The 26,616-nt window shown below is 35.2% G+C and carries 21 protein-coding genes; 12 read left to right on the plus strand and 9 right to left on the minus strand.

All coding sequences use genetic code 11. The annotated features are described in order from the left end of the window. Positions 1 to 64 precede the first annotated feature (64 nt). The 7 genes from K1X16_RS06900 to K1X16_RS06930 all read right to left on the minus strand — a co-directional run bounded on the left by K1X16_RS06900 (position 65) and on the right by K1X16_RS06930 (position 10,999). A complete protein-coding gene (locus K1X16_RS06900; RefSeq protein ID WP_195872213.1) occupies positions 65 to 745 on the minus strand; it encodes a hypothetical protein in 681 nt (226 codons plus the stop codon). Positions 746 to 1,236: 491 nt separating this feature from the next. Next, positions 1,237 to 4,593, minus strand: coding sequence for a preprotein translocase subunit SecA (secA, locus tag K1X16_RS06905; protein WP_225035537.1), 3,357 nt, complete (start codon positions 4,591 to 4,593; stop codon positions 1,237 to 1,239). Between the two features lie 291 nt (positions 4,594 to 4,884). After that, positions 4,885 to 5,106: a DUF2795 domain-containing protein gene (locus tag K1X16_RS06910; RefSeq protein ID WP_008272287.1), complete on the minus strand. Its 222-nt coding sequence runs from the start codon at positions 5,104 to 5,106 to the stop codon at positions 4,885 to 4,887. A gap of 164 nt (positions 5,107 to 5,270) precedes the next feature. Next, positions 5,271 to 5,846, minus strand: coding sequence for a cob(I)yrinic acid a,c-diamide adenosyltransferase (locus tag K1X16_RS06915; protein ID WP_225035538.1), 576 nt, complete (start codon positions 5,844 to 5,846; stop codon positions 5,271 to 5,273). Between the two features lie 890 nt (positions 5,847 to 6,736). Next, on the minus strand, positions 6,737 to 7,432 hold the full coding sequence (locus K1X16_RS06920) for an ABC transporter ATP-binding protein (protein ID WP_225035539.1): 696 nt from the start codon (positions 7,430 to 7,432) through the stop codon (positions 6,737 to 6,739). 275 nt (positions 7,433 to 7,707) lie between these two features. Beyond that, positions 7,708 to 8,478: an O-methyltransferase gene (locus K1X16_RS06925; protein ID WP_225035540.1), complete on the minus strand. Its 771-nt coding sequence runs from the start codon at positions 8,476 to 8,478 to the stop codon at positions 7,708 to 7,710. A 658-nt stretch (positions 8,479 to 9,136) separates the two neighbouring features. After that, positions 9,137 to 10,999 (minus strand): ABC-F family ATP-binding cassette domain-containing protein, encoded by a 1,863-nt coding sequence (locus tag K1X16_RS06930; protein WP_195872218.1) that lies wholly within the window; start codon positions 10,997 to 10,999, stop codon positions 9,137 to 9,139. A 111-nt stretch (positions 11,000 to 11,110) separates the two neighbouring features. On the opposite strand from K1X16_RS06930, the gene K1X16_RS06935 reads away from it, so the two are divergent. From K1X16_RS06935 to K1X16_RS06955, 5 genes are all read left to right on the plus strand, one after another. Next, entirely contained in the window at positions 11,111 to 11,902 is a 792-nt protein-coding gene (locus K1X16_RS06935; protein WP_317196424.1) for a polysaccharide biosynthesis/export family protein, read from the plus strand. A gap of 175 nt (positions 11,903 to 12,077) precedes the next feature. Further along, positions 12,078 to 14,387: a polysaccharide biosynthesis tyrosine autokinase gene (locus K1X16_RS06940; RefSeq protein ID WP_225035541.1), complete on the plus strand. Its 2,310-nt coding sequence runs from the start codon at positions 12,078 to 12,080 to the stop codon at positions 14,385 to 14,387. A 241-nt stretch (positions 14,388 to 14,628) separates the two neighbouring features. Further along, positions 14,629 to 15,219, plus strand: coding sequence for a sugar transferase (locus K1X16_RS06945; protein WP_225035542.1), 591 nt, complete (start codon positions 14,629 to 14,631; stop codon positions 15,217 to 15,219). After that, a complete protein-coding gene (locus K1X16_RS06950) occupies positions 15,216 to 16,511 on the plus strand; it encodes a nucleotide sugar dehydrogenase (protein ID WP_225035543.1) in 1,296 nt (431 codons plus the stop codon). The genes K1X16_RS06945 and K1X16_RS06950 overlap by 4 nt, the downstream gene beginning before the upstream one ends. Beyond that, positions 16,511 to 17,491, plus strand: coding sequence for an SDR family oxidoreductase (locus K1X16_RS06955; protein ID WP_225035544.1), 981 nt, complete (start codon positions 16,511 to 16,513; stop codon positions 17,489 to 17,491). The genes K1X16_RS06950 and K1X16_RS06955 overlap by 1 nt, the downstream gene beginning before the upstream one ends. Before the next feature lie 262 nt (positions 17,492 to 17,753). Here K1X16_RS06955 and K1X16_RS06960 read toward each other — a convergent pair whose 3' ends face one another. Together K1X16_RS06960 and K1X16_RS06965 are read right to left on the minus strand one after the other, a co-directional pair. Beyond that, positions 17,754 to 18,119, minus strand: coding sequence for an endonuclease domain-containing protein (locus K1X16_RS06960; RefSeq protein ID WP_225035545.1), 366 nt, complete (start codon positions 18,117 to 18,119; stop codon positions 17,754 to 17,756). Between the two features lie 252 nt (positions 18,120 to 18,371). Then, positions 18,372 to 18,857, minus strand: coding sequence for a hypothetical protein (locus K1X16_RS06965; protein ID WP_225035546.1), 486 nt, complete (start codon positions 18,855 to 18,857; stop codon positions 18,372 to 18,374). A 797-nt stretch (positions 18,858 to 19,654) separates the two neighbouring features. Between K1X16_RS06965 and K1X16_RS06970 the strand changes: the two genes are divergently transcribed. From K1X16_RS06970 to K1X16_RS07000, 7 genes are all read left to right on the plus strand, one after another. After that, positions 19,655 to 20,032, plus strand: coding sequence for a hypothetical protein (locus K1X16_RS06970; protein WP_225035547.1), 378 nt, complete (start codon positions 19,655 to 19,657; stop codon positions 20,030 to 20,032). Between the two features lie 968 nt (positions 20,033 to 21,000). Then, positions 21,001 to 21,846 carry an ABC transporter permease gene (locus K1X16_RS06975; protein ID WP_225035548.1) on the plus strand — a complete coding sequence of 282 codons (846 nt, stop codon included), beginning with the start codon at positions 21,001 to 21,003 and terminating at the stop codon, positions 21,844 to 21,846. A gap of 354 nt (positions 21,847 to 22,200) precedes the next feature. Beyond that, positions 22,201 to 23,430 (plus strand): polysaccharide ABC transporter ATP-binding protein, encoded by a 1,230-nt coding sequence (locus K1X16_RS06980; RefSeq protein ID WP_225035549.1) that lies wholly within the window; start codon positions 22,201 to 22,203, stop codon positions 23,428 to 23,430. Position 23,431: 1 nt separating this feature from the next. Then, on the plus strand, positions 23,432 to 24,253 hold the full coding sequence (locus K1X16_RS06985; protein ID WP_225035550.1) for a sulfotransferase family 2 domain-containing protein: 822 nt from the start codon (positions 23,432 to 23,434) through the stop codon (positions 24,251 to 24,253). A gap of 13 nt (positions 24,254 to 24,266) precedes the next feature. Continuing rightward, positions 24,267 to 24,914 carry a sulfotransferase gene (locus K1X16_RS06990; RefSeq protein ID WP_225035551.1) on the plus strand — a complete coding sequence of 216 codons (648 nt, stop codon included), beginning with the start codon at positions 24,267 to 24,269 and terminating at the stop codon, positions 24,912 to 24,914. After that, positions 24,911 to 25,987: a DegT/DnrJ/EryC1/StrS family aminotransferase gene (locus K1X16_RS06995; protein WP_225035552.1), complete on the plus strand. Its 1,077-nt coding sequence runs from the start codon at positions 24,911 to 24,913 to the stop codon at positions 25,985 to 25,987. Before K1X16_RS06990 ends, K1X16_RS06995 begins: the two co-directional genes overlap by 4 nt. Then, entirely contained in the window at positions 25,984 to 26,616 is a 633-nt protein-coding gene (locus tag K1X16_RS07000; RefSeq protein WP_225035553.1) for an acetyltransferase, read from the plus strand. Before K1X16_RS06995 ends, K1X16_RS07000 begins: the two co-directional genes overlap by 4 nt.

Consider the following 26,616-nt stretch of genomic DNA (forward strand, 5'->3'; position numbering starts at 1 on the left):
TGTGGATTCGTTTTTCCACGGTATCCAATGTTATTTTAAACTGACTTTAGTTATTTTTATAATACTAATTACTTTCATCTGCTAAAGGCGAAATCATAATATGTGCTCTATGTGTTCCAGGATTCATTATCCAAGGATGGTTAGACGCAACTGGCTTTTCTGGTAATCCTGTAGATTCGGCTGTAGCCCAAGGTAAATAGACCACGTAACGTAGCTTTGCTTCATCTACTTTAGACGTTTCTGGGTCGAACTCAGCTTTTGGTCCAGAATACACATGTAACGTAGCTCCTGTAGGAATTTTAAATTTACCTGCTTTTGCTTCAATTTCTCTGATATCAAAAATTTCTTGGTGTTTTTTGCCTTCTGCTTTTAAGGCTCTTCCTCTTGCCATAAAAGGTTCTAGATCTTTATGATAACAAGCAGCATTAAACCCTTTTTTATTCGGGTCATCGGCAAGTACAATAAATTCATTATCACCTTCTTTTAAGGTTACAAATTCGCCTGCCATATTATAACCAATCACTTTGCTTCCCGCTCTGCTTTCTTCAGGAGCAGCCATTAATGCGGTTGCGATTAAGTCTTCATCAGTTGTAATAGCTTTTAACTGTGTCTTTGATTCTGTTGATTCGCTAACTTCTGTCGTTTCAATGTCAGCAGTGGTTTCTGTTGTCGTTTTTGTTTTGTCTGAAGAATTACAAGACATTAGAATGCCAGAAAAAATAAATGCGGTGATGATGTGTTTCATATTGTATACGTTTCTTTTAGATTATTAATTAGTCTATTGATTGTTGTTTTTAAAGTTACTAAAATCTGTTTACATATAATTAGTTTAAAGAAAGATAAGGGGAAATTAGGTGTGTTTTTCATGAGAATGCCATAGGTCTTCTGTTGCATTTAGACTGCGCTTAGCGTACCTCTTCTCGATACAAAATTTTCTAAAAAGCGAAAACTTCACTCGAAGTGACGTTTTGGGTTTATTTGTGTTGTGTCATAATGCGATTACTATATCGTCCGTTCGAGTGGTTTTCGAAGGATGTAAAAATTGTATTGAGAACCTTGATTACTTCTGTTGCATTCAGACTATGCTCAACGTACAACTTTTCGATACAAAATTCCGAAAAGCAATTTCACGTGAAGTGATGGAATAATTTGTAACAAAAAAATCCTAATGGGTTACATTAGGATTTTAAAATTCTATTAATAGACACTTCGACTGCGCTCAGTGTGACAGTGGTTTTATTCAACAAGTACCCATTCTCCTTTTTCAATTAAAGGAATGGCTTGCTTGTATTTTACTTCTTTTGCATCACCACTCATAACGTGTTTAATTGTAACCTTATCATTACGGCCAATTTTTGGTTGGTCTCTAACAATGGTTTCAACAACTTGCTGTTGTTGGCGCGATGCACCTTCGCCAGCTTGTCTATTTTGTGCAGCACGTTCGTCCATGTTTGGAATGTCGTCTTTCTGCGTTTCTAACTTTTCTTGTTTACGCGTTCTTGCTTCTTGAATTGTATTTGCAGTTTCTTGCGGGATTTCTCCTTTAAATAAGAATGAAATGACATCTTTATTGACTTGGTCAATCATTAATTTAAATAACTCAAAAGACTCAAACTTATAAATTAATAATGGATCTTTTTGTTCGTGTACTGCTAATTGAACAGACTGCTTAAGTTCATCCATTTTACGTAAATGTACTTTCCAAGCGTCATCTACAATAGCTAATGTAATGTTCTTTTCAAAATCATTGATTAACTGTGTTCCTTTAGTTTCGTATGCTTTTTCAAGGTCTGTTACAACTTGAAGATTTTTTACACCATCTGTAAACGGTACAACGATTCTTTTAAATTTATCGCGTTGTGTATTATATACATTTTCAATAACAGGAAATGCTAAATCTGCAGCACGTTGCATTTTTTCTCTGTAGTGCTTAAAAGCCGCTTTATAAATGATACCCGAAATTTCAGTCGCACTCTTCTTACCAAATTCAGCTTCAGTAATAGGCGATTCCATTGAGAAATAACGAATCAATTCGAATTCAAAATTCTTATAATCGTTAGCGTTTTTATTCGTTTCAGCAATACCTTCAGAGGTGTCAAAAATCATGTTAGCTAAATCCACTCTCAAACGTTCACCATGTAAAGCATTACGACGGCGTTTGTAAATGACTTCACGTTGTGCGTTCATGACATCATCATATTCTAACAAACGCTTACGAACACCAAAGTTATTTTCTTCCACTTTTTTCTGTGCACGCTCAATAGATTTTGAAATCATACCATGTTGAATAACTTCTCCTTCTTTTAAGCCCATTCTATCCATCATCTTGGCAATACGCTCAGAACCAAATAAACGCATCAAGTTATCTTCAAGAGACACATAAAACTGTGAACTTCCTGGATCTCCTTGACGACCAGCTCTACCACGCAACTGTCTATCAACACGACGCGAATCGTGACGCTCTGTACCAACAATGGCCAAACCACCTGCGGCTTTTACTTCGTCACTTAATTTAATATCTGTACCACGACCAGCCATGTTGGTAGCAATGGTTACTTGACCTGCATTACCAGCTTGTGCTACAATGTCGGCTTCTTTTTTGTGTTGTTTCGCGTTTAAGACGTTATGATTTATTTTACGAATGCTTAACATCTTACCTAAAAGCTCTGAAATCTCAACGTTGGTTGTACCAATTAAAACTGGACGTCCTGCTTTTGCTAATTCCGTGACTTCATCGATAACAGCATTGTATTTTTCACGCTTCGTTTTGTAAACTAAATCGTCTCTATCATCTCTAGCGATTGGTCTGTTGGTTGGAATTTCAACCACATCTAATTTGTAGATTTCCCAAAGCTCACCTGCTTCTGTAACCGCAGTACCTGTCATACCAGACAGCTTACGATACATTCTAAAGTAATTTTGAAGGGTTACAGTTGCGAACGTTTGTGTAGCTGCTTCAATTTTTACGTTTTCCTTGGCTTCAATCGCTTGGTGTAGTCCATCCGAATAACGACGACCATCCATAATACGACCGGTTTGCTCATCGACGATCATTACCTTGTTGTCCATAACAACATATTGATTGTCTTTTTCGAAAAGTGCGTAGGCTTTTAGTAATTGATTCAACGTATGAATACGTTCTGACTTAATGCCGAAGTCTCTAAATAACTCCTCTTTAAGGTTGGCTTCATCTTCGGTTGACAAGCCTTGCTTTTCAATTTTAGCGATTTCAGTACCCATTTCTGGCATAACAAAGAAATCTGGATCGTCTTTACCGGATAAGAATTCAACACCCTTATCAGATAATTCAACTTGATTATTTTTTTCATCAATAACATAATAGAGTTCTGCATCTACTAAAGGCATTTCTCTATTGTTGTCTTGCATGTAATAATTTTCGGTTTTTTGAAGCAATTGCTTAATACCTTCCTCACTTAAATATTTGATTAAGGCTTTATTTTTAGGAATACCTCTATAAGCTCTTAATAATTGGAAACCACCTTCCTTAGTGTCACCTGCAGCAATTAATTTCTTCGCTTCAGCTAAAACACCAACTAAATATTTACGTTGTACTTCTTCAATTTGTTGCACTTTTGGTTTAAGCGCGTCAAACTCGTGTTCGTCTCCTCTTGGTACAGGACCAGAAATGATTAATGGTGTACGTGCATCATCGACTAATACAGAATCGACCTCATCGACAATTGCATAATGATGTGGACGTTGTACTAAATCGTCTGGCGAATGTGCCATGTTATCACGTAAATAATCGAAACCAAATTCGTTGTTAGTTCCGTATGTAATATCTGCGTTGTAAGCTTTACGACGTGCATCAGAGTTAGGTTGGTGGTAATCGATACAATCGATACTCATACCGTGAAACTGAAAGATTGGTGCCATCCATGCGCTATCTCGTTTTGCTAAGTAATCGTTCACTGTGACAAGGTGAACTCCTTTTTCGGCTAGTGCATTTAAATACACAGGAAGTGTTGCAACTAAGGTTTTACCTTCACCAGTTTGCATCTCTGCAATTTTTCCTTGGTGCATTGCTACACCACCGATAAGTTGCACATCGTAGTGAATCATGTCCCAAGTAATTGGCTTACCGGCTGCATCCCATGAATTTGCCCAAATGGCTTGATCACCCTCTAAAGTGACGTAATCGTGCTCTCCAGAAACTTCACGGTCAAATGCATTTGCCGTTACCTGAATTTGTGTGTTATGAACAAAACGTTTTGCTGTTTCTTTTACGACAGCGAAAGCCTCAGGAAGAATGTCGTTTAAAACCCCTTCGGTTACCTCGTAGATTTCATCATCTATTTTATCGACTTCGAGATATATGTCTTCACGTTCATCGATATCTTCAGTAACTTTTGCTTTTTCTAAAAGGGCTTCTTTTTTGGTTTGAAACGGTTGCCTAGCTTCAGCAATTTTTGCTTTAAATTCAATGGTTTTGGCTCTAAGTTCATCGTGAGAAAGGGCTTCTAAAGCACTTTCGAACGTTTTTATTTTTTCAACAATAGGTTTAATTGAACCTACGTCTTGTTTGGATTTATCTCCAACAAAAACTTTAAGGACTTTATCTAAAAAGGTCATATTGTATGTTTTGTAATCGATTGAATGGTTTCAATCTTGTTTTTTGTTTCAGTTAGTTTGAAAATATTAACTTGAATAATCAAGTTGATGTTGTATAATATATTTCAAATTTTAGACGTGTTTTTAGATTATAAGAACACCTCTAAGGTCCCCTCAAGGGGACAATCTTTCAATTGTTAATTCTTTTAAATCGGAGTCCGTTTTAATTTCAAATTAAAAAAGCATCCGAAAATAAAAAAAGTCTCTTAGTTATAGTAACGCAAGAGACTTTTTTTATGATAATTTTATATGTTAGTATTCATCCTCATTCCAGAGGTAATCTTCGTCCGTTGGATAGTCTGGCCAAATTTCTTCAATAGAGTCGTAAGAATCTCCTTCATCTTCTATCGCTTGTAAATTTTCAACGACCTCTAATGGCGCTCCTGTTCTAATTGCGTAGTCAATAAGCTCATCTTTGGTTGCTGGCCAAGGCGCATCACTTAAATAAGATGCTAATTCTAATGTCCAATACATAGTTGCGTGTGTAATTTAATTTTTGCAAAAATAATTTTTTAGTTGAACAATCCAAGAAAAAATCAAATTAAATAATCATTATTAAAAAGAACGTGTAATCTTCAACTTTTGTTTTTGGACCACCTTTTGCAATTTGTAATCCTATTCTGATTTCGAAACCTGTATTAAGATTCCTTTTTTGGAATCCACTTTATTTCGTCAGCGTTTAAATCATGTGACAACTTCCGTGCCAACACAAAAAGGTAGTCAGATAGTCTATTAATATACATTAATGTTTCGGGTTGAAAAGGTTCTAAGTCATTAAGATGCGACGCTAAACGTTCTGCTCTACGGCAAACTGTACGTGCTATATGACAGAATGACACGGTTTGATGACCTCCTGGTAATACAAAATGCGTCATTGGAGGCAGGCTGTCTTCCATAAGATCCATTTCCTTTTCTAACTTTTCAATGTCTTCGTTGGATATTTTTGGAATGTTTAAACGGTCTTTTCCACTTTTTAATGTTGCTTTTTCAGGATCAGTCGCTAAGATGGCTCCAACCGTAAATAAGCGATCTTGAATATCCATCAAGGTGTTTTTGTACAACTGGTTAATATCTTGATCTCTGATTAAGCCAATATGAGCGTTTAGCTCGTCTATAGTGCCGTAGCTTTCTATTCTTATATGATGTTTAGGAACTCTAGTGCCACCGAAAAGTGCGGTTGTACCTTTGTCTCCTGTTTTTGTGTATACTTTCAAGGTTTGAAGTTTATGGTTTTGTATTCAAAGTTAAGGAATAAGGTTGGAAGTTGGAAGTTGGTGGCATGAAGTTTTCTCGCTGAGGAGCAGAGTTGAAAAGTGCTTGTTACGCAGAGATTCGTGGAGGTTGCACAGAGATTCACGGAGGTTTTATTCTTAAAGATATAGGTGCTTCATAATTTTATTACTGAGATTTGTGGTCTCGCGAGAATGCGCCAAGTCGAGAAGTTTCATTTACACAGAGGTTTGCGGAGTTTGCACGGAGATTCGCGGAGGGTTTTTTTTAGAGAAACAGATGCACTATAATTGTTTTGCTTGGTTTTGAAGTTTCGCGCAAAGATACTGAGTCGTAAAGTGCAGGTTACGCAGAGGTTCGTGGAGGTTGCACAGGGCTACACGGAGGGTTATTCTTGGTCGTAAGGTTTTATGTTTCACGCAGAGGCGCAGAGTCGCAAAGAAAAAATAAGGAATGTGTTTTATTATGAATTTACCTGTCAATTAATACGGACTTAGTTCAAGAAAGCTTATTTTCTATTTATCTGTTCATTTTGTCTTGATACAAACCCCTTCGACTACGCTCAGGATAAACCTAGCCAAAAAATCACAATCAATTTAAAGAAATTACTCTCGTTTTTTATTCTTTAATAAGGATTTTATGAATGCTAAACATTTGCCTAGGCATCATTCTCTTTCGTAATTTCGTGCTTAAAGCTTCGCTTTGTACCTACATTCCTTCGATCATTATTTCTGCAAATTGATGTTTTCGACGCTCTCGAAATTTAGGACTTGAATATTAGCTAATATCATTTTATGGCCCTTTTGACTCTAATCTTATATTACATGCTACTGTAAACCAAAAACTGCAACCAAAAACTGCAACTGAAAACTGCCTACTGAGGACTATTAAATGTATCACTTTCAATAATACCATCACGTAAACGGATAACGCGTTTGGCGTGTGCTGCAATGTCTTCTTCATGAGTGACCATAATTACGGTGTTTCCTGCGGCATGAATGTCATCAAAGAGCTTCATGATTTCTACACCTGTTTTAGAGTCTAAGTTTCCTGTTGGCTCATCAGCTAGAATAATAGAGGGTTTATTAACTAAAGCTCTACCGACGGCCACACGTTGACGTTGCCCTCCAGAAAGTTGATTGGGTTTGTGATCCATTCGGTCTGCTAAGCCTACATCTGTTAAAACTTCCGTAGCACGTTCTACGCGTTCTTTTTTTGATGCTCCTGCATAGACCATTGGTAAGGCGACATTATCTAAAGCCGTGGTTCTAGGTAGTAAGTTGAAGGTTTGAAACACGAAACCGATTTCCGTATTTCTAATGTCTGCGAGTTCGTCATCTGACATTTGACTCACATCATTTCCATTTAAATTATATGAACCTGCTGTTGGGGTATCTAAACAACCTAATAAATTCATTAATGTTGATTTACCAGAACCTGAAGGTCCCATTATGGCGACATATTCTCCACGTTTAATGTCTAAATCAATGCCTTTTAGTACATGAACAATTTCTTGTCCAAGTTTAAAATCTCTAATAATGTTTCTAATTTCAATGACATTGCTACTCATATATAAAAGATATAGTTGCTTAAACCTTTTGCAAGATAAAAGAATTTAAAAGTCGGTTCAAACAATAAGACGTTAAAGTTGTTGGGTTGTTACATACTAATATGAATTATTATAATTTGGGATGGTTTTGATAGACCCTTCGACTGCGCTCAGGGTGACATTTAAGTTGTATAATTTAAGAGACCTTTCGACTGCGCTCAAGGTGACGATGTTTGTAAATTTAGATTTAGGTGCTATTTAGTGATCCTTCGGCTGCGCTCAGGATGACATTGTGGTTACAATCTGATTTTAAAATGTTCTTTGACTTGCTCTCTTCTGAAAAATACGAAGCCTAAATGGAAGGTGTCAACAGTTACAGTTACGGACTTATGGTTTTTAATGAATTCCCAGGCCTCTGTCATGCCTTTAGACCAATAGATATCATCGAAAATAAAAATAGTATCATTGTGAACTTTAGGTAATAGGGCTTCAAAATACTTTATGGTTGCTAGCTTGTTGTGGTGCCCATCGAAATAGATGACATCATAGTTGTCTTGTTTTAAAGCCGGAATGGTATCTGAAAAATTACCGATTATGAATTCGACGTTCTTTATGTTTTTGCCTGTAAGTTTGGACTGTGCAAAAGCTGATGTGTTTGGGCAACCTTCAATGGTTGTAATTTGTGAGTTTGTGTTTGCTAAAGCGAATGCATAAGTGCCCATACCTAGAGACGTCCCTAATTCTAGACAGGTTTTAAATTTGAAGTATTTTGAAAGCCTAAATAATAGTTCTGCATCTTTTTTAGAACTGCTTGAGGTTTTTGCCATTTTGCTAACTTGTCTTTGGTTAGCGTCTAAGGTTTTTGAGCCTTCTCCTAAATCTGTAATTTCAAGAACGGCTTTAGAGGTTTGTAATTCTTGTTTATACTGTTTAAGTTTTGTGTAAGCTTGATGTTTTGTTTTACTATAAAGGCATTTGGTGACGAAGTTGTATATAAAAGGGGAGTGGACTCCGTGTTGGTTGGTGGAGGTGATTAGAAATTTTATGTATGATTTTAATTGGTACATGTTGTTCTCTCAATTTATTGTCTCGTAGAGGTACGGTGGTGTTAAGTGTTGTGGAAGCTAGAAGCTAGAAGCTAGAAGTTGGAAGTTGGAAGTTGGAAGCACGAAGTTGGAAAAATAACTTCAATAGGAGTGTTGATTAAAACCCTTGGTGCTTGAAGTTATATTTTTAGCTTTTTTTACTTTACACTTTTTACTAACCACTAATTTTTAAGCTTCTCAGCCAACTCAAACTAGTGCCTTTCTTTTTCTTCGATAGTGTTGCTTAAGACTTGTAATTTTTCTGATAGTTTATTAGTTTGGATTTGCTATAAAGTACAAAGAAACTATATTTTTTTGTTTTCTTTGTTCATTTTGTCTTGATACAAAACCCTTCGACTACGCTCAGGATAAACCTAGCCAAAAAATCACAATCAATTTGAGGAAATTACTCTCGTTTTTCATTTCTTAATAAGGATTTCGTGAATGCTAAACATTTGCCTAGGCACCATTCTCTTTCGGAATTTCGTGCTTAAAGCTTCGCTTTGCATCTACATTCCTTCGTTCATTATTTCTGCAAATTGATGTTTTCGACGCTGTCGAAATTTGGGACTTTCATATTTGCAAATGCTTATTTTATTCCTAATCACTAGTTACTTGTATCTGAACACTGCGACAAACTCTATCCTTCTAATTTCTCAGCCAACTCGAACCAGCGCATTTCTTTTTCTTCAATAGTGTCGATTATAACTTGTAATTTTTCAGATAGTTCATTGATTTGGTCTTGAGATAAATCAGGGTTAAGGAACTTGGCTTCCATAGCTGTTTTATCTAATTCTAATGCTCTAATTTTTGATTCTAAATTCTTATATTCTTTTTGTTCGTTATAATCTAATTTATTGGCTTCGTTTTGTTTTACGGCTTTAGTGTTATCAACTTTTTCAACGGCTTCTGTCTGTTTGGGTTGACTTTCATCATAGGCTCTGAAATCGGAATAATTACCAGGGAAATCATCCACAACACCATCTCCTCTAAATACAAACATGTGGTCGACAATCTTATCCATAAAATAACGGTCGTGCGACACCACTAATAATACGCCAGGGAAATCCATTAAGAAATCTTCCAACACATTTAAAGTAACGATATCTAGGTCGTTTGTTGGCTCATCGAGGATTAATACATTTGGATTCTGAATTAAAACCGTACACAAATAGAGGCGTTTTTGTTCGCCACCACTTAGTTTTTCAACAAAGTCCCATTGTTTTTTTCGGTCGAATAGAAAGCGTTCTAGTAATTGCTGCGCGCTAATTTGACGGCCTTTTGATAAGGGAATATAATCGCCAAACTCTTTAATGACATCAATGACTTTTTGATTGGGTTTTGCGGTTATGCCTCCTTGTGTATAATAACCGATTTTTACGGTTTCTCCAATGACCACTTTTCCGGCATCTGGTTGTAAGGTTTGGGTTAATATGTTGAGAAAGCTTGATTTTCCGGTTCCGTTTTTACCGATAATGCCGATACGCTCCCCTTTTTTGAAGGTGTATTCAAAACCATCTAAAATTGTTTTGTCTTTAAAGGCTTTAGAGACGTTGTGAAATTCTATGATTTTGCTGCCTAGGCGTTCCATATTAATTTCTAATTGCACTTTATGATCGTTACGACGTTTATGTGCTTTCGATTTTATTTCATGAAAATCATCAATCCTACTTTTAGATTTTGTCGTACGTGCTTTGGGTTGGCGACGCATCCAATCGAGCTCTTTTTTGAAGAGTTGTTTGGCTTTGCCGACTTCGGTAGCCTGGTTTTCGATTCGGGCTTCTTTCTTTTCTAAATAATAGGAATAATTGCCTTTATAGGTGTGTAATTCACCTTCATCTAATTCAATAATTTCATTACAAACACGCTCTAAGAAATAACGGTCGTGCGTGACCATAAATAAGGTCTGTTGAGTTTTGGCGAAGTACTCTTCTAACCATTCAATCATTTCTAAATCGAGATGGTTAGTAGGCTCATCTAGAATTAAAATATCGGGTTTACTTAGTAAAGCTTGTGCTAAGGCTAGTCGTTTTTTTTGTCCCCCAGATAGTGCTTTTACCTTAATAGAAAGATCATCGAGTTTTAATTGCGACAAGGTTTGTTGGTATTGTGTTTCAAACTCCCAAGCGTTGTTTCTATCCATGCCTTCAAATGCCTTTTGATAGGCTTCGGTATCTTCTGGATGTTTTAAAGCTTTCTCATACGCTTCAATAACTTTTATTATCGGAATATCGGAAGCAAAAATCGTTTCTTCGAGTGTAAGATTAGGGTCGAGATCGGGTTCTTGGTCTAAGAATGCAAGCCGAAGTCCTTTTCTTACGACTATTTGTCCTTCATCTGGGGCATCTTTTCCTGCTAAAATATTAAGGATAGAGGTTTTTCCACTTCCATTTTTAGCGACAAACGCAATCTTCTGATCTTTATGAATGCTAAAGGATAAGTCTTTGAAAAGTACTAGCTCTCCAAACGATTTTGATATGTTTTCAACATTGAGGTAATTCAAACTCTTTTTTTTACAAAGAACGGAAATAAACCAAAAATAAACGTATTAGTTTTGATATTAGTGTTGATAGATTATATTTGTCCATTAAGATCCATAGTCCTTATGCTGCGTATGAAGCTTTTAATCATTTTTTTGAGTTGTGTTGTTGTGTCCTCATGTATTCCTCATAAAGATACTATATATCTCCAGAATAAAGGGAATGCTACACACGATAGTATACCATATAATCTTACAGAAATACAAAAACCATATCGGGTTCAAGTTAACGATATTTTGAATGTACGGGTTAAAGCTTTGGACCAAGAAACGGTATCAATATTAAACCCAGCAGGAGAAGAGAATTTAAATGCTAGTAGTGCAGAACGTGCCTTCTTTGATGGATTTACGGTAGATGTTCACGGCAACATACGAATGCCTACTTTAGGTTATATTAATGTTTTAGGGTTTACTACTGAAGACATTGAAAAGAAAATTGAGAAACAACTTCTAGAAGAGCAATTTAAGGAAACCGCAAACATATTTGTTACTGTGAAATTGGCAGGATTACGCTATACAGCGAATGGTGAAGTAGGTAACCCGGGAAGTCAAGTATTGTTTACAGAACGTGTTAATATTTTTGAAGCCATTGCTAACGTTGGAGAAATTCCTGTGACTGGTAATAAAAAAGATGTTAAAATAATACGCCAATATCCACACGGACAGAAAATACATAGTCTGGATTTAACGGATGTAAGGGTGATGGAATCTCCATATTACTATATACAACCCAATGATATTATTTATGTAGAACCTTTAAAACAGAAGTCACTAGGAACTGGGGAGACAGCGTTGTCTAGCCTCACTGCAATAGCTTCTATAATTTCTTTGATTTCTACAGGAGTGTTACTATATACCAGACTATAATAATCTTATGAAAGACTATGTTGAGATAGAAGACCAGGATTCACAGAATATTAGTTTTGATTTTAAAGGCTATCTTTTTAAAGTCTTAAACTTATGGAAATTTGTGTTGATTTGCATAGGGACCGCTCTTCTAATTGCTTATTTTATCAATGTAAGAAAGCAAAATGTTTACCGTTTGGATTCCCTAATTTCTGTAGATAACGATCAGAACCCTTTTTTTACAGCAAATACAAGTATATCTTTTAATTGGGGTGGGGTTTCAGGTAAAGTAGGGAAGATTATGACCGCTATTAAAACGCGGACGCACAATGAAAAGGTAGTGGATTCGCTCCAATACTATATGGATTATTTGGAGGAAGGGAAGTATCGTAAGGTAGATATTTATAAAAAAGCTCCCTTTGAGTTTATTATCGATAAGTCTAAAGCACAGGTTCTTAATTACCCTGTAGGTATACGATTTGTAAGTGATAGTGAGTTTGAAGTATTTACGGCATTTGAAGGGGCAAGTGCATCGGCTCAAATCTACGGAGATAAATCTAGATCTCGAATTCAAGTGCCTACTGGAGAATTTTCTAAACCGTTTAAAAGTGGAGAGACTATAGACTTGCCCTTTTTAAATGGTCAGGTGGTTGTAAAGCCTTCTCAAAACATTACGTCAGGATCAGAATATTTTATTAAGTTTAGTGATTTTGATGGTGTTGTTAATTCCTATAAATCAAATATTCAAATCGGTACGGTTTCTGCAGCTTCAGCTTCTATATTAAAACTAGAATTGACAGGAAATAATAAAGACAAGATTGTAGATTATCTGAACACTACAGCTGCAGTTTTAAGTGAGACAGAGTTAGAGCGGAAGAACTTATACGCGACCAATACCATTAAGTTTATTGATAGTAGTCTCGCTGCCACTAATGTTAACCTAAAAGACGTTACGGATGAGATGAATCAATTCCGAAAAGATAATAAGGTTTTTGATGTTAGTGCCGAAATTACTCAAATATCCAATGAACTACGGCAGTTTGAACAAGCCAAACAAGCAGAAGAGTCTAAATTGGATTACTTAAATAGTCTTGAAACGTATTTAAATACCAAAACGGATTATACAGGTATTGCTGCTCCTACAAGTGTTGGGATAGAAGAAGGTAATATTCAAAGAAGTGTTTCAAACATTATAGCCTTGGCTGCTGAACGCCAAAACTTAGAGTACACCACTAAAGAAGGTTCAGGGCTTTTTAAAGAATTAGACCGTCGTATAGACTCTGAAAAGAATGTGCTTCTTGAGACTATTGATGCCACAGAGCGCACTATTACAATTCAATTAAACACCTTACAACGGAATATTGCGAATTTAGAAGCTGAGTTGAGTGGTTTGCCTGAGGATGAACAGGAGTTTTTAAAGATTCAACGACAATTAGATATGAGCCAAGAGGCTTACGACATTTATTTAGCAAAACGTAGCGAAGCTGCCATTGTTAAAGCGGCTAATATTTCTGACCTTAGTATTGTAGATGAAGCCAAAGATATAGGTGGAGGTTTAATAGGACCTAATAAGAGTCTTAATTATATGATGGGCTTAATGCTTGGGTTTTTCATTCCGATGTTATTAATCTTCTTTGTGTATTTGTTAGATAACACGATTCATGGATCCGATGAGATAACGCGAATGTCTACTATTCCCATATTGGGCTTGGTAGGGAAATACCGCTATAAAAATAACCTGGTATCTTATGAGAAACCAAAATCTGCAGTAGCCGAATCCTTTAGAGCTATTCGGTCTAGCTTGCAGTTTATTTTTAAAAAGACAGGGGCTAATACTCGAGCTAATACTTTAATGGTAACTTCTTCTGTTAGTGGTGAAGGAAAAACATTTACGTCTATAAACATTGCTACCGTTTATGCACTTTCTGGTAAAAAGACGATTTTATTAGGATTGGATTTACGTAAACCTAAAATCTTTGATGATTTTAATATCACCAACGAAAAAGGTGTGGTAAATTACCTCATTGGTGATGATACTTTTGAGGATATTGTGACGCATACGCATATTGAAAATTTGGATGTTGTTCCTTCTGGACCAGTACCTCCAAATCCTTCAGAGTTATTAATGAGTGATAATTTAAAGGCACTTATAGATTCGCTTAAGGAGACGTATGATATGATTATATTAGATACACCTCCATTAGGTTTGGTAACTGATGCTTTAGAATTAACACAATATGCTGATGCGACAATATTCATGGTCCGCTTAGATTATACTAAGAAAGGAATGTTGCAATTGGTGAATGCAAAATACCGTTCAGGTGAACTTAAAAATGTGAGCTTTGTTCTCAATTTCTATAGGCATAAAAACAATAGTAATTATGGCTATGGCTACGGTTATGGCTACGGTTATGGCTATGGCTATGGAGTTTATGGGAATTCTTATCATGAAAAGGATAGACAGTCTGTTTTTGAGAAGGTGAAGGGGTTTTTGCGGAGGATTTGATGAGGAAGTTGGAAGTTGGAAGCATGGAGTATGAAGCTTGAAGTTGGAAGTTGGAAGTTGGAAGTTTGAAGCATGGAGTTGGAAGCTTGAAGCTTGGAGTTGGGAGCTTGAAGTGAGAAGTGTAAAGTGAAGCTAGTAAAGTGTTTTTATTTTGGATACTATACACACGATTAAAGATTACTACTCTTCTTTCTGGTTGTAATAAAAACTTTTTGAATCACTTATATTAAATTAGACCTTCATGATCAGTAAAACGCAACTTAAAGTCAAACGTATTTTTGATGTTGCCGTTGTGTTGGTGTTTTTGCCATTACTAATTATTCCTATTCTATTATTAATGCTTATTGCGACTATAGATACAAAACAATGGGGCATATATTCTCAGCTTCGGGTTGGTCAGTATGGCAAACTATTCAGAATTTATAAACTAAGAACGTTAGCAGACGGTGCACATCAATTAGGACAGTTAGATCACCTTGCGTCTTCAATGGGGAGGTTTTTGAGACAATCGAAATTAAACGAACTTCCTCAGCTTTTTAATGTGTTAATAGGTGATATGAGTTTGGTAGGGCCGCGACCTGATTTGCAGGGTTTTGCAGATGAATTGAAAGGCGAAGATCGGATTATTTTAAAGGTGAAACCCGGTATAACAGGTCCGGCAAGCTTAAAATACAGGCATGAAGAACAGCTTTTAGCAGTTCGCAAAGACCCTGAACACTACAATAGAACGATTATTTGGGCTGATAAAGTGAAAATTAATAAAAATTACGTTCAGAATTACAGTTTTTACTTAGATTTGACACTTATTTTAAAATCTATTTTAAATAAATGAATCATTCAGAAGATAAAATTGCCATTATAGGATTAGGTTATGTTGGTTTACCGCTTGCCGTAGAATTTGCTAAACAATTTTTTGTTGTTGGTTTCGATATTAATAAACAACGTATCAGTGAATTAAATTCAGGGCTCGATAAAACTCTGGAAGTTGAAAATGAGCACTTAAAATCTGTATTAACTACAGACTTAAACGCGGATAAGGGACTTTATATTACAGATGATTTAGACGCTTTAGCCGTGACTAATTATTATATCATTACTGTACCTACACCTACAGATGCTTTAAATAAACCTGTGTTTACACCTTTAATTAAGGCGAGTGAAACTGTTGGTAAGGTGTTGTCTAAAGGTGATATTGTGGTTTATGAATCAACAGTTTACCCTGGAGCGACCGAAGATATTTGTATTCCTGTTTTAGAAGCATCCTCTGGATTCGTTTATAATACTGATTTTTACGCTGGTTATTCTCCAGAACGAATTAACCCAGGAGATAAACTTCATACGGTGACCAAAATATTAAAAGTAACCTCTGGTTCTACACCAGAAGTTGCGATAAAAGTTGATGAACTTTATAAAAAAGTAATTACTGCAGGTACGCATTTAGCTCCTTCGATAAAGGTGGCTGAAGCGGCTAAAGTGATTGAGAATTCGCAACGCGATATCAATATTGCCTTTGTTAATGAATTGTCTAAAATATTTAGGCTGCTCGATATTGATACTAAGGCTGTTTTAGAGGCTGCTGGAACGAAGTGGAATTTCTTGAAATTTTCACCAGGATTAGTTGGAGGTCATTGTATCGGAGTTGACCCTTATTATTTAGCACAAAAAGCTATTGAATCGGGTTATAATCCAGAGATTATTTTAGCAGGTCGTAAGATGAATGACAGTATGGGAAGCTATGTAGCAACCGAAACTGTAAAGATGATGATTAAAAAAGGAGCGACGATAAAAGGTGCAAAAGCCCTTGTTTTAGGGATTACCTTTAAAGAGAATTGTCCGGATATCAGAAACTCTAGAGTCATTGATATTATTGAAGAATTAGAAACCTATCACGTTAATGTAGATGTTTTTGATCCTTGGGCATCTAAAGAAGAAGTAAAGCATGAGTATAAATTGGACTTAATTAGTGATTTTGATAAATTAAGTACGGATTATGATGCTGTTATTTTAGCCGTTTCTCATAACGAATTCTTAGAAATAGATATCGCCAAATTAAAATCACAAACCGGTGTTGTATTCGATGTAAAATCATTATTGCCAATAAACACTGTAGACGCCAGATTATAATGTACGAAAACCCACATCACAACACAGACTTATCACAGTTCAGTTTTTTAATTACTGGAGGTGGCGGCTTTATTGGCTCTAACCTGGCTGAATATTTACTAAAATATAAGGCGAAAAAAGTCCGTGTTTTAGATAACTTCTCTAATGGTCACCGTGAGAACTTAACGGAGTTTATGGATCATCCTGCCTTTGAATTGATTGAAGGAGATATTCGAGATTTAGAGACTTGTAAAAAAGCTGTGGATGGTATGGATTTTGTGTCGCACCAAGCGGCCTTAGGTTCTGTACCACGTTCAATAAACGATCCAGCAACGACTAATGCCGTAAATATCTCTGGGTTTTTAAATATGATGATTGCCCTTAAGGATAGTCCAACTGTGAAACGTATGGTGTATGCAGCGTCTAGTTCAACTTATGGTGATAGTAAAGCGTTGCCTAAAGTAGAAGGTACTATTGGTAAACCTTTATCTCCTTATGCGGTAACCAAGTACGTCAACGAATTGTATGCTGATGTTTTTGGAACCACTTATGATACGGATGTTATTGGTTTACGTTACTTTAATGTGTTTGGGCCAAAACAAAGTCCGGATGGTGCTTATGCAGCAGTAATTCCTTTATTTATGCAAGCGCTTAAAGATAATACCTCTCCAAAAATAAATGGGGATGGAGAACAAACCAGAGATTTTACCTTTATAGACAACGTGGTGCAAGCCAATGTTAAAGGCTTTTTTGCTTCAAAAGACGCTAAGAATGAGGTTTTTAATGTGGCTTGTGGTGAGCGAATTACCATTAATTATTTATGGGAGTCGTTGCGACTTGCAGCAGATTCTGATTTGAAAGCTGTTTACGGGCCTAATCGACAAGGTGATGTTAGAGATTCTTTAGCGGATATTTCTAAAGCACGAGATTTGTTAGGGTATGAGCCGCGGTTTACTGTACGGGAAGGGTTGGGGATTACTTGGGATAGTTTTGATTCTTGAACTCCCCTTTCAAACACCCCTTTCTTCCCTCGTTCCTCGCGAATTCATTCCCCTCTTTGCAAAAGAGGGGAGTAGGCTTGGTAGGTTTTAATTGAAATTCTTTTGTAGCTTGTTATCTTCCTTATTTACTTTTTGGCCTAATAACACAGAAAGCTTGTTGTTTAATATAGCTTTCTATGGTCTCCACTATGTGCACCTCCCTTTAGAAAAGGGAGGTGGCTAAACCGCCGAAGAAGGTTTAGACGGTGGGTTTGATTTTAATTTACTTTGTGAAACTATCACTTATTTCCCCTAAAACAGATGGGAGATTTTCAAAAACCATTTTGTTTTCAAAACGGATGACTTTGTAACCTAAATTTTCTAAGTATAAGGTTCGTTTATTATCATAGTCTTGAGTTTTATGATTATTATGGACTTCTCCATCTAATTCTATGATGAGTTTTTCCGCGGCACAGTAGAAATCAACGATATAATAGCCTATACTATGTTGTCTTTGAAATTTTCTATTGCTAAGCTGTCTTGATTTTAAATGTTTCCATAAAAAAGCTTCTGCAGGTGTTAAGTTTTTTCGCAGTACTCTTCTGTATTCTTTTAATTCTTTTTTGGTGTGTAGTTTTTGTTTTGGCATGAATTAAAGGTATAGAATATATTTGACTTCGTAGGAACACCCGTTTCTTTAGCTTGTTCCTCGGTAAATTTGCCCCTCACTGGATCGCCCCGTCGCTAAAATAGTTTACTGGACTATTTTTATACGCTCGGTCGTTCTCTGTAAAAAAGAGGGGAATGGGTTAGGTTATGCTTTTTGGAATTGTTTATTTTAAATTTTATGGCAAAAAAAAAGCTGCCTTTTTAGGGCAGCTTTTAAAATGGGTGATTGTGTTTACAGCACCTCTATTAACTGAAGCGCATTGAAGGCTCCGTTGTTTAAGGGGTATTGTATGCTGTTTACTTCTTGAAAGAATGCTACTTTTAGGAAGTAAAACTGATTTCCAGTACCTGATGGAACAGTTGGAGGTGTTAAGGTTACTGTGGATGCGATACCGTTAATTGGTAAATTAACGATAGGGCTCACTTGCAACTCCTTGTCACCGGAACTGAAATCGAGATTTAGAAATCCTGCACTGAAACTTACATGTGTTGCTCCTCCGGGAATCCCTAAGTCGTGATTTGGGGTTAGATCTACAATGTTTACTTCTCCGGTAGTGCTATCTAATGTAAAATCAGATCGCAGCACGGAGCTTAATTGTGCATTGTTATTGAAGTCGAAGCCTACTAAATGTGCTCTTCCTTCTGGTGTTGCTAGGCCAATGGCTACTTGTCGTTGACCACGTACGGACGTAATGTCCGAATTCTTAACTTTACTCATCGCTTGAGTTAAACGTGATGTGACACGATTGTCTTTAGCATCAGCTATTAAGTTAATGATTGCACGACGCAGTATTTTACCACTGGTTGCACAATGTCCAAATTCTGAACCATTTTCTCTAGTTCTTGCAAATGCAGGGTCACTTTTAATGCGATTTGCACTTACACCACCTTTGGTTCTTACTAAATACCCTTCTTTGCCCTTGTAAAAGGTAAGATCGTCCAGGGTTCCTTCGACCTTTATTAGGCTTCTTAATTTTGCCATTTGAAATGGGGTTTAAAGTTATTATTAAAAATTTATACCACTACTCATTGTAAGAACTTCGATTATCATTGGCGCCTTATTGAACACGAGGTTGATACCTTGACTACTGATATGACAAATTTAGGTGGAAGCTAAGGGCGTTTATTCTGAGATTTCCGAAAAGGCACTTGATTTGTTTTTATTGCCGTTATTGTCTTTTATTGCTGATTTTACAATGGGTTGATTTAGTTGTATTTGGGGTTTAATACACTTCTCATACACTATCCATACACCATCTATACTCTAGATATATATATATTATTAAGTTGCCAAGTTGACTTAAATTGTTGTATAATCATACGTTGAATTATAAGGTTTTTGTTTTTGGTCTAAATATGTATCGTATTCGATGAAATGCATTAGTTATATATGTGTAATGTATTTTCTTACTTGTAATTGCGTTTTGTCGAAAATCAATGTTTTTAATGGTCTGAAGTTCAGTCGGTTTTATAAATTGTAGTTAATTAATTTTATTGAACTTTAAACAGCCCCAAATGGAAAAGAAAAAATTATTTTTAACCTCAACAGATGTGCAGCAAATCACTGGTTTAAGTATGCGTACTGCTCGAAACATTATGCAATTTATACGTGATGAACGCCAATTAGGAACTCGCCAATACATTCATATTTATGATTTTTGTTCCGTATTTAACCTTCCTGTAAATGTTTTATTTGATTATTTGAATACAAACATTTATCATAAAGGACCAATTGATGATGAAGCTTTAAGACGTGATTATCAAAAAAAATCTTTAGAAGATGGTTATACAAGTTATTTACAACATAAAGATTTTGAGATTTGTATGACTGCTAAAGATTTGAAGAAGTATTTAGGTTCGGATGAATTGGATGATGAGAGTGAGGTTGCTTGATTTGTAGTTTCTTTTTTGAACTCTAGTTTCTTCGCCTTGCAGAACTCCCCTTTCTTCACCTCGTGCCTCGGTGAATTCATTCCCCTCTTTGAAAAAAAGAGGGGAGCGGTATTAGGTTGTTCTATTGATCATTTTTTTGGGATTTTCCTTTTTTTTATTGTTTAAACTTTTCTTTAAAAAAAAAGAAGATAGTTGTGGTAGGTGGTTTACTTTATGTTTTTCTTATAAATGGAACGATAAGGTGTCTTGTTTTATATAACTTTATTTGGACTCCTTTATGAGCTCCTCCTTTTAGAAAAAGGGAGTTGGATGAACCGCTGTAGAAGATTTAGACGGTGGGTTTGAGTTTATTTAATTTACAAGTCTTCACCTCGTTCCTCGGTGAATTCATTCCCCTCTTTGAAAAAAGAGGGGAGTGGGTTGAGGTACTACCTTTTATCTTTATTTTTATAGGTGAATTTTGCCTATGCGCCAGCTCGTTCCTTTGCTGAAATAGTCCATAGAAATAATTTTGATTGATAGATCTGGTTTGAACTCCCCTTTCTTTACCTCGTTCCTTGGCAAATTCATTCCCCTCTTTGAAAAAAAAGAGGGGAGCGGGATACGGTTGTCATTTTTGAGATTGGTTTTTGCGATTTTGCTTTTTGAATGGTTTATACTTTCTTAAAAAAAAAGGTGAGCTCTAGTAGGTGGTTTGTTCTTTGCTACAACTCTTTCCACTATACCACAAACCCCGAAGTTTGTCGTTTTTATTAATTATTTTGGTTTTCAACTTGCGCATCTCCTTTTGTCAATAAGAGGTGGTTGATCAATCGAAGAAAGTTAGGACGGTGAGTTTGATTTTTGCTCTGAATCACAACTGGTTAAATACTTGTTTTATTCTATTAACCATCTTTCAATTTTTAAATGGAATTAGTATATTAGCCCGATTGAAAAAAGGATTTTTTCCTTAGTATTTGTAACTGTACATGGCCTTAGAAACTCGAGTTTACCAGAAAGAAAGAACCATTAGATTTGGTGCGCTTTTAAAAGCGAGCTTAAGCGATATGTTTCGGTCACGGTTTTTAGCGCGGCAATTGGCAGAACGCGATATTAAAGCGATGTACCGCCAATCTTATTTAGGGATTATATGGGCTTTTATTATGCCTATTACTACGGCTGCTGTATGGGTTTTCTTAAATAGTAGTGGTACCATTAAATTATCTGATACTGGAATTCCATACCCTGTTTATGCCTTTTCTGGAACTTTGATTTGGTCTATTATTGTGGCGTCTATTAATTCGCCAATGACCAGTACGCAAGCTGCCAAAGGAATATTGACTAAAATTAATTTCCCAAAAGAAGCCTTGTTACTCTCAGGTATTTATAAATTATTATTTGATACATGTATTAAAATACTCATATTAGTAGCATTTGTACTTCTTTATGGTGTGGGTTTACAATGGAGCTTACTGTTGTTTCCTGTCGCTATTTTGGGTGCTATTATTTTTGGAACTACCGTAGGCTTGTTTTTAACTCCATTAGGCCTTTTGTATAAAGATATTGGTAAAGTCATCACCTTTAGCATGCAGTTTTTAATGTATGTAACTCCTGTAGTGTATGCCATTCCTAAAACAGGTATTATGAAAACAATAATGACCTATAATCCTATTACTCCGATTCTGTTAACCGCTAGAGATTTGGTTGTTGGCTTTACACCAGTCCACCTCAATTATTTTTTTATGGTTTTGGCTGTTTGTATCCCATTTTTATTTTTAGGATTGATTATTTATCGTATTTCAATTCCAATTATTGTGGAACGGTTGAGTGCGTAGATGGGTGTTGAGCTGTTTGTTGTTGAGTTGGAGAAGTTTGAAGTTGGAAGTGGGAAGTTTGAAGTTGGAAGCACGAAGAAAAACCTATCCATCTGCCTGTATGGTAGACAAGTTTTTGACTTCTTTACATCTAAATCAAATCCACCTTCCTAGTGAAACGGATGAGATGTTGGAATATAGGGTTTGAAGTGGAATTGGAGTTGGGAATAGAAAACCCTTCCGTCTTTGTTTTTTTTAAAGGGAAAACAAATCCACCTTCCCTTGGAAAAAGGGAAGGAGCTTGGGAAGAGTTGGGGAGAGCTAGGGAGAGGTTTTAAATTATGGTATGTAGATAGAAAAGATTAATAGATTTAGATGTCTGATAAAAATGAAATAGTAGCAGATGATGCTGTCCTTGTTAAGGTTGAGGGTTTGAGCAAAAAGTTTTGCAAAGATCTTAAAACTAGCCTTTGGTATGGATTAAAGGATTTGGTGAGTGGTATCTCTGGTTCTAATGAAGACCGCTTGTTGCGTCCTAAAGAGTTTTGGGCGGTTAAGGATATTAGTTTTGAGCTGAGACGTGGAGAATGTTTGGGGTTAATTGGGCATAATGGAGCAGGGAAAAGTACCCTTTTAAAAATACTTAATGGGCTTATCAACCCAGACGCAGGTAAGGTTACCATGAAAGGCCGTATTGGTGCGCTTATAGAATTAGGCGCTGGTTTTAACCCTATACTTAGTGGTCGTGAAAATATTTATAATAATGGTGCTATATTAGGCTTTAGCCGTAAAGAGATTGATAACAAATTAGAGGCTATTATTGCCTTTGCAGAATTAGAAGACTTTATAGATATGCCGGTACAACATTATAGTTCTGGTATGAAGGTACGTTTAGGCTTTGCTGTAGCCGCACAAATGGAACCAGACGTATTGATTATTGATGAGGTATTAGCCGTTGGTGATTTAGGTTTTATATTGAAATGTTTTAAGACTATTGATACTATTTTACCCAACACGGCAATCATTTTTGTGTCTCATAGTATGCCTATGATATCGCGTATTTGTTCTCAGATTATTTTAATGGAACATGGTTGTGCTCAATTTCAAGGGGAAGATGTAGGGAAAGCTATTGATTTGTATTATAGACGATTTGCTGATAATGAAAGTAATGTAGTTTTTACAGACCATTCTATTCAGCTTGAAGAAGTAGAGTTGTTAAATACTGCGGGCGGTAGTGAGGAATTACCTCAATTAAATTGGGGAGATAATCTTCTAGTAAGCTTTAAGTTTAAATCGATCAACTATGATGAGATTCCAACATTTAATATTTCTATTTATGATAAAGAACAACGACCAGTAGCTTTATTGCATGCAAATACTTTAGATACAGATATTAATAAAAAAAATAACTCTATCAGTTTTATTATAGAGCATAAAAAGTTACAATTGTCAAAAGGTATATATTCTTTAAATATATCTGTAACTAAAAAAAATAGTAGTGAACCAATTTTAAGGGTGAACAGTATTTTGGTTTTTCAAATTATTCATAAAGATGAAATTTGGCCATCGTTTTTATTGGAGACTAATTATATTAAAACAATATAAAATGATAATTACTGAAAAGTTTGTACTATTAAATTTACCTAAAACAGGGAGTACTTTTGTAAGGTCTGTTTTAAAGAAAATATATAAAAACAGATTTGAAAGAAACAGGTTTTTTAAAATTGCTAAAAAATTAAAAATAATGAAACCTCCTTATGAGGAGTTGATTTTGCCTAATATAAAATTTAAACAAGGGGTTGTAAATCATTCAGATCAACATGGTGTTTATTCTCAAATACCTGAAAAAGATAAAAATAAAACAATTGTATCTGTAGTTAGAAATCCTTATAATAGATTGATATCCGCTTATGAATTCCAGTTTTGGAAAGGAAGACCAGCACTAGAGAAAAACATCCTTGAGAAAAACTTCCCTAATTTTCCAAATTTAAGTATTGATGAATATATTGATTATTTAGTTTTAGTAGGAGAGAATTCATATGAAAAGAAACCTAAAGATATCAAGATAGGGGTATTTTCATTGCAATTTATTTATTTTTTCTTTAAAGAACCAAAATGTGTAATTAAAAAATTAAATAAGGAGTATTTAGAAAATGAAACTCTTTTTAAAGAAGATTTAGCTGAAGTTACTTTCTTAAAACAAGAATCACTAAGTAAGGATTTGATTGATTTTTTAATTCATCAAGGGTTTAGTAAAAAAGAATTAGAGTTCATCCATACGGAAGATAAAATTAATGTAACAGAAAATAAAACCGAAAATAGAAATGAGCTGATAACTCCTAAAGTTATTGATTATATTGAGAACTATGAACAGTTTTATATGAAAGTTCTTAAAAGTAAAGGGATAGATTATGTAAATCCATTTTAATATTAATCTTTTTATGAATTTTTATTTAAAAAATAAACCAAAAATATTCTGTATAGGTTTTAATAAAACTGGAACAACTACCATTGCAAAGGTTCTTAATGATTTTAATTTTGGATTAGGTAATCAAGAGGATGCTGAGGTGCTAATGCCTAATTGGTGTAATAGAGACTTTAAAACAATTATAAATTACGCTAAAAGTGCTACTGCTTTTCAAGATATTCCTTTTTCATTACCCTATACTTTTATAGTGTTAGAACAAAAGTTTCCTAATGCAAAATTCGTACTTACAGTTAGGGATAATGATGAACAATGGTATAATTCAATGGTTAATTTTCATTCAAAGTTATGGTCCGATGGAGAAAAACCACCTGGCCTTAGAGAACTTAAAAATGCGACTTACCGTTATAAAGGTTTAGCGTATGATTATATAAAGCAAGTTTTTAATACACCTGATGATGATTTGTATAACAAGGCTACTTTAATAAAAAAGTATAATGACCATAATAGTTTTGTGAAAGATTATTTTAGAGCACAACCCGAAAAACTAATTGTTATTAATACTTCAAATCAAAAAGATTATTTTAAACTGTGTGAATTTTTGAAAAAAGAGCCTAAACATGATAATTTTCCGTGGGAAAATAAAACTAGTGATATTAAATGATAAACGTCACTAAAACATTTTTACCATCACAAACCGAGTACCAAGCTATTTTGAAAAAAGCTTGGGATACGGGATGGATGACTAACAGAGGGGTTTTGGTTCAAGAACTTGAAGCTAAACTACAATCGTATTTAGGGACGTCTAACATTATTGCCATGACTAATGGTACGTTACCATTACAAATAGCCATTAAAGCTTTACAGTTAAAAGGTGAAGTTATAACCACGCCTTTTAGTTATGTTGCCACCACGTCTAGTATTGTTTGGGAGGGGTGCACACCTGTTTTTGTGGATATACATCCTGAATATTTAACTATAGATGAAACCAAAATAGAAGCAGTAATAACACCAAATACTTCCGCTATTTTAGCTACCCATGTTTTTGGGAATCCTTGCGCTATAGAGGCTATTGAAACTATTGCAAAAAAGCATGGACTGAAAGTAATTTATGATGCGGCACATTGTTTTGGCGTTAACTACAAAGACGAGTCTATTTTTAATTATGGCGATGTAAGTACCTGTAGTTTTCATGCAACTAAATTGTTCCATACAGGAGAAGGAGGCGCCTTATTTGCTAAAGATGAGGCATTACATAATACGTTATTTTATCATCATAATTTTGGGCATGATGGTCCAGAAGTTTTTCAGGGTATAGGTATTAATGCTAAGATGAGTGAGCCACAAGCTGCTATGGGTTTGGCTGTGTTACCTTATATGGGTGAAATTTTAGAAGAACGAAAACATATTGTTGAGACTTATAATGCTGCCTTTAAAGAATCAGAGTTACAATTACTTAAAATTAGAAAAGACACTAAGTGGAATTATAGTTATTACCCTGTTATTTTTAAAGATGAAACTGAGCTGTTGCGCGTAACAGCCGCTTTAAATCAAGCGTCTATTTTTCCTAGACGTTATTTTTACCCTTCTTTAAATAGATTACCATATATTGAGCAACAACATTTGGTAATTTCAGAATCAATATCATCAAGAATTTTGTGTTTACCATTATATGTTGGGTTAGAAGATGCGCATTTGAGTCAAATTATTACTGTTATCAAAAAACAATTGTTATGATTATTGTTGGTGCTAAAGGTTTTGCAAAAGAGTTATTACAAATTGTATCTGTAGATATGGATTTGCCCGATAATGATATTGTCTTTTTTGACAATGTTAGCACTGATTTACCCTTAAAAATTTATGATAGGTTTAGGGTATTAACTTCTTTTGAAGCGGTAACTGCTTATTTATCAAAATCTAAAGATAAATCTTTTGTATTAGGATTGGGGCAACCCAAGTATAGAAAGGATTTATATCAGAAATTTATAGAATTAGGAGCACAACCTGTTTCCGTTATTTCTAAAAATGCAGAAGTTGGTAGTTTTGATGTTAATATAAATAAAGGGGTGTCTGTTTTATCAGGTTCTAAAATATCTAATTCCGTAGACATAGGTAAAGGTTGTTTAATTTATTACAATACCATTATTACACATGATTGTAATATTGGTGACTTCGTAGAAGTATCCCCCAACGTAACTATACTTGGCAGATGTAGAATTGGAAAATACACTACATTAGGGGCGTCGTCTGTAATTTTACCCGATGTTACTGTAGGGAGTAATGTGACTGTTGGCGCAGGAAGTGTTGTATTAAACGATGTTCCTGATTATAGTACCATTGTTGGAGTGCCAGGTAGAATTATTTAA

Source organism: Winogradskyella sp. SM1960 (genome assembly GCF_020179375.1).
Taxonomy (GTDB): Bacteria; Bacteroidota; Bacteroidia; order Flavobacteriales; family Flavobacteriaceae; genus Winogradskyella; species Winogradskyella marina.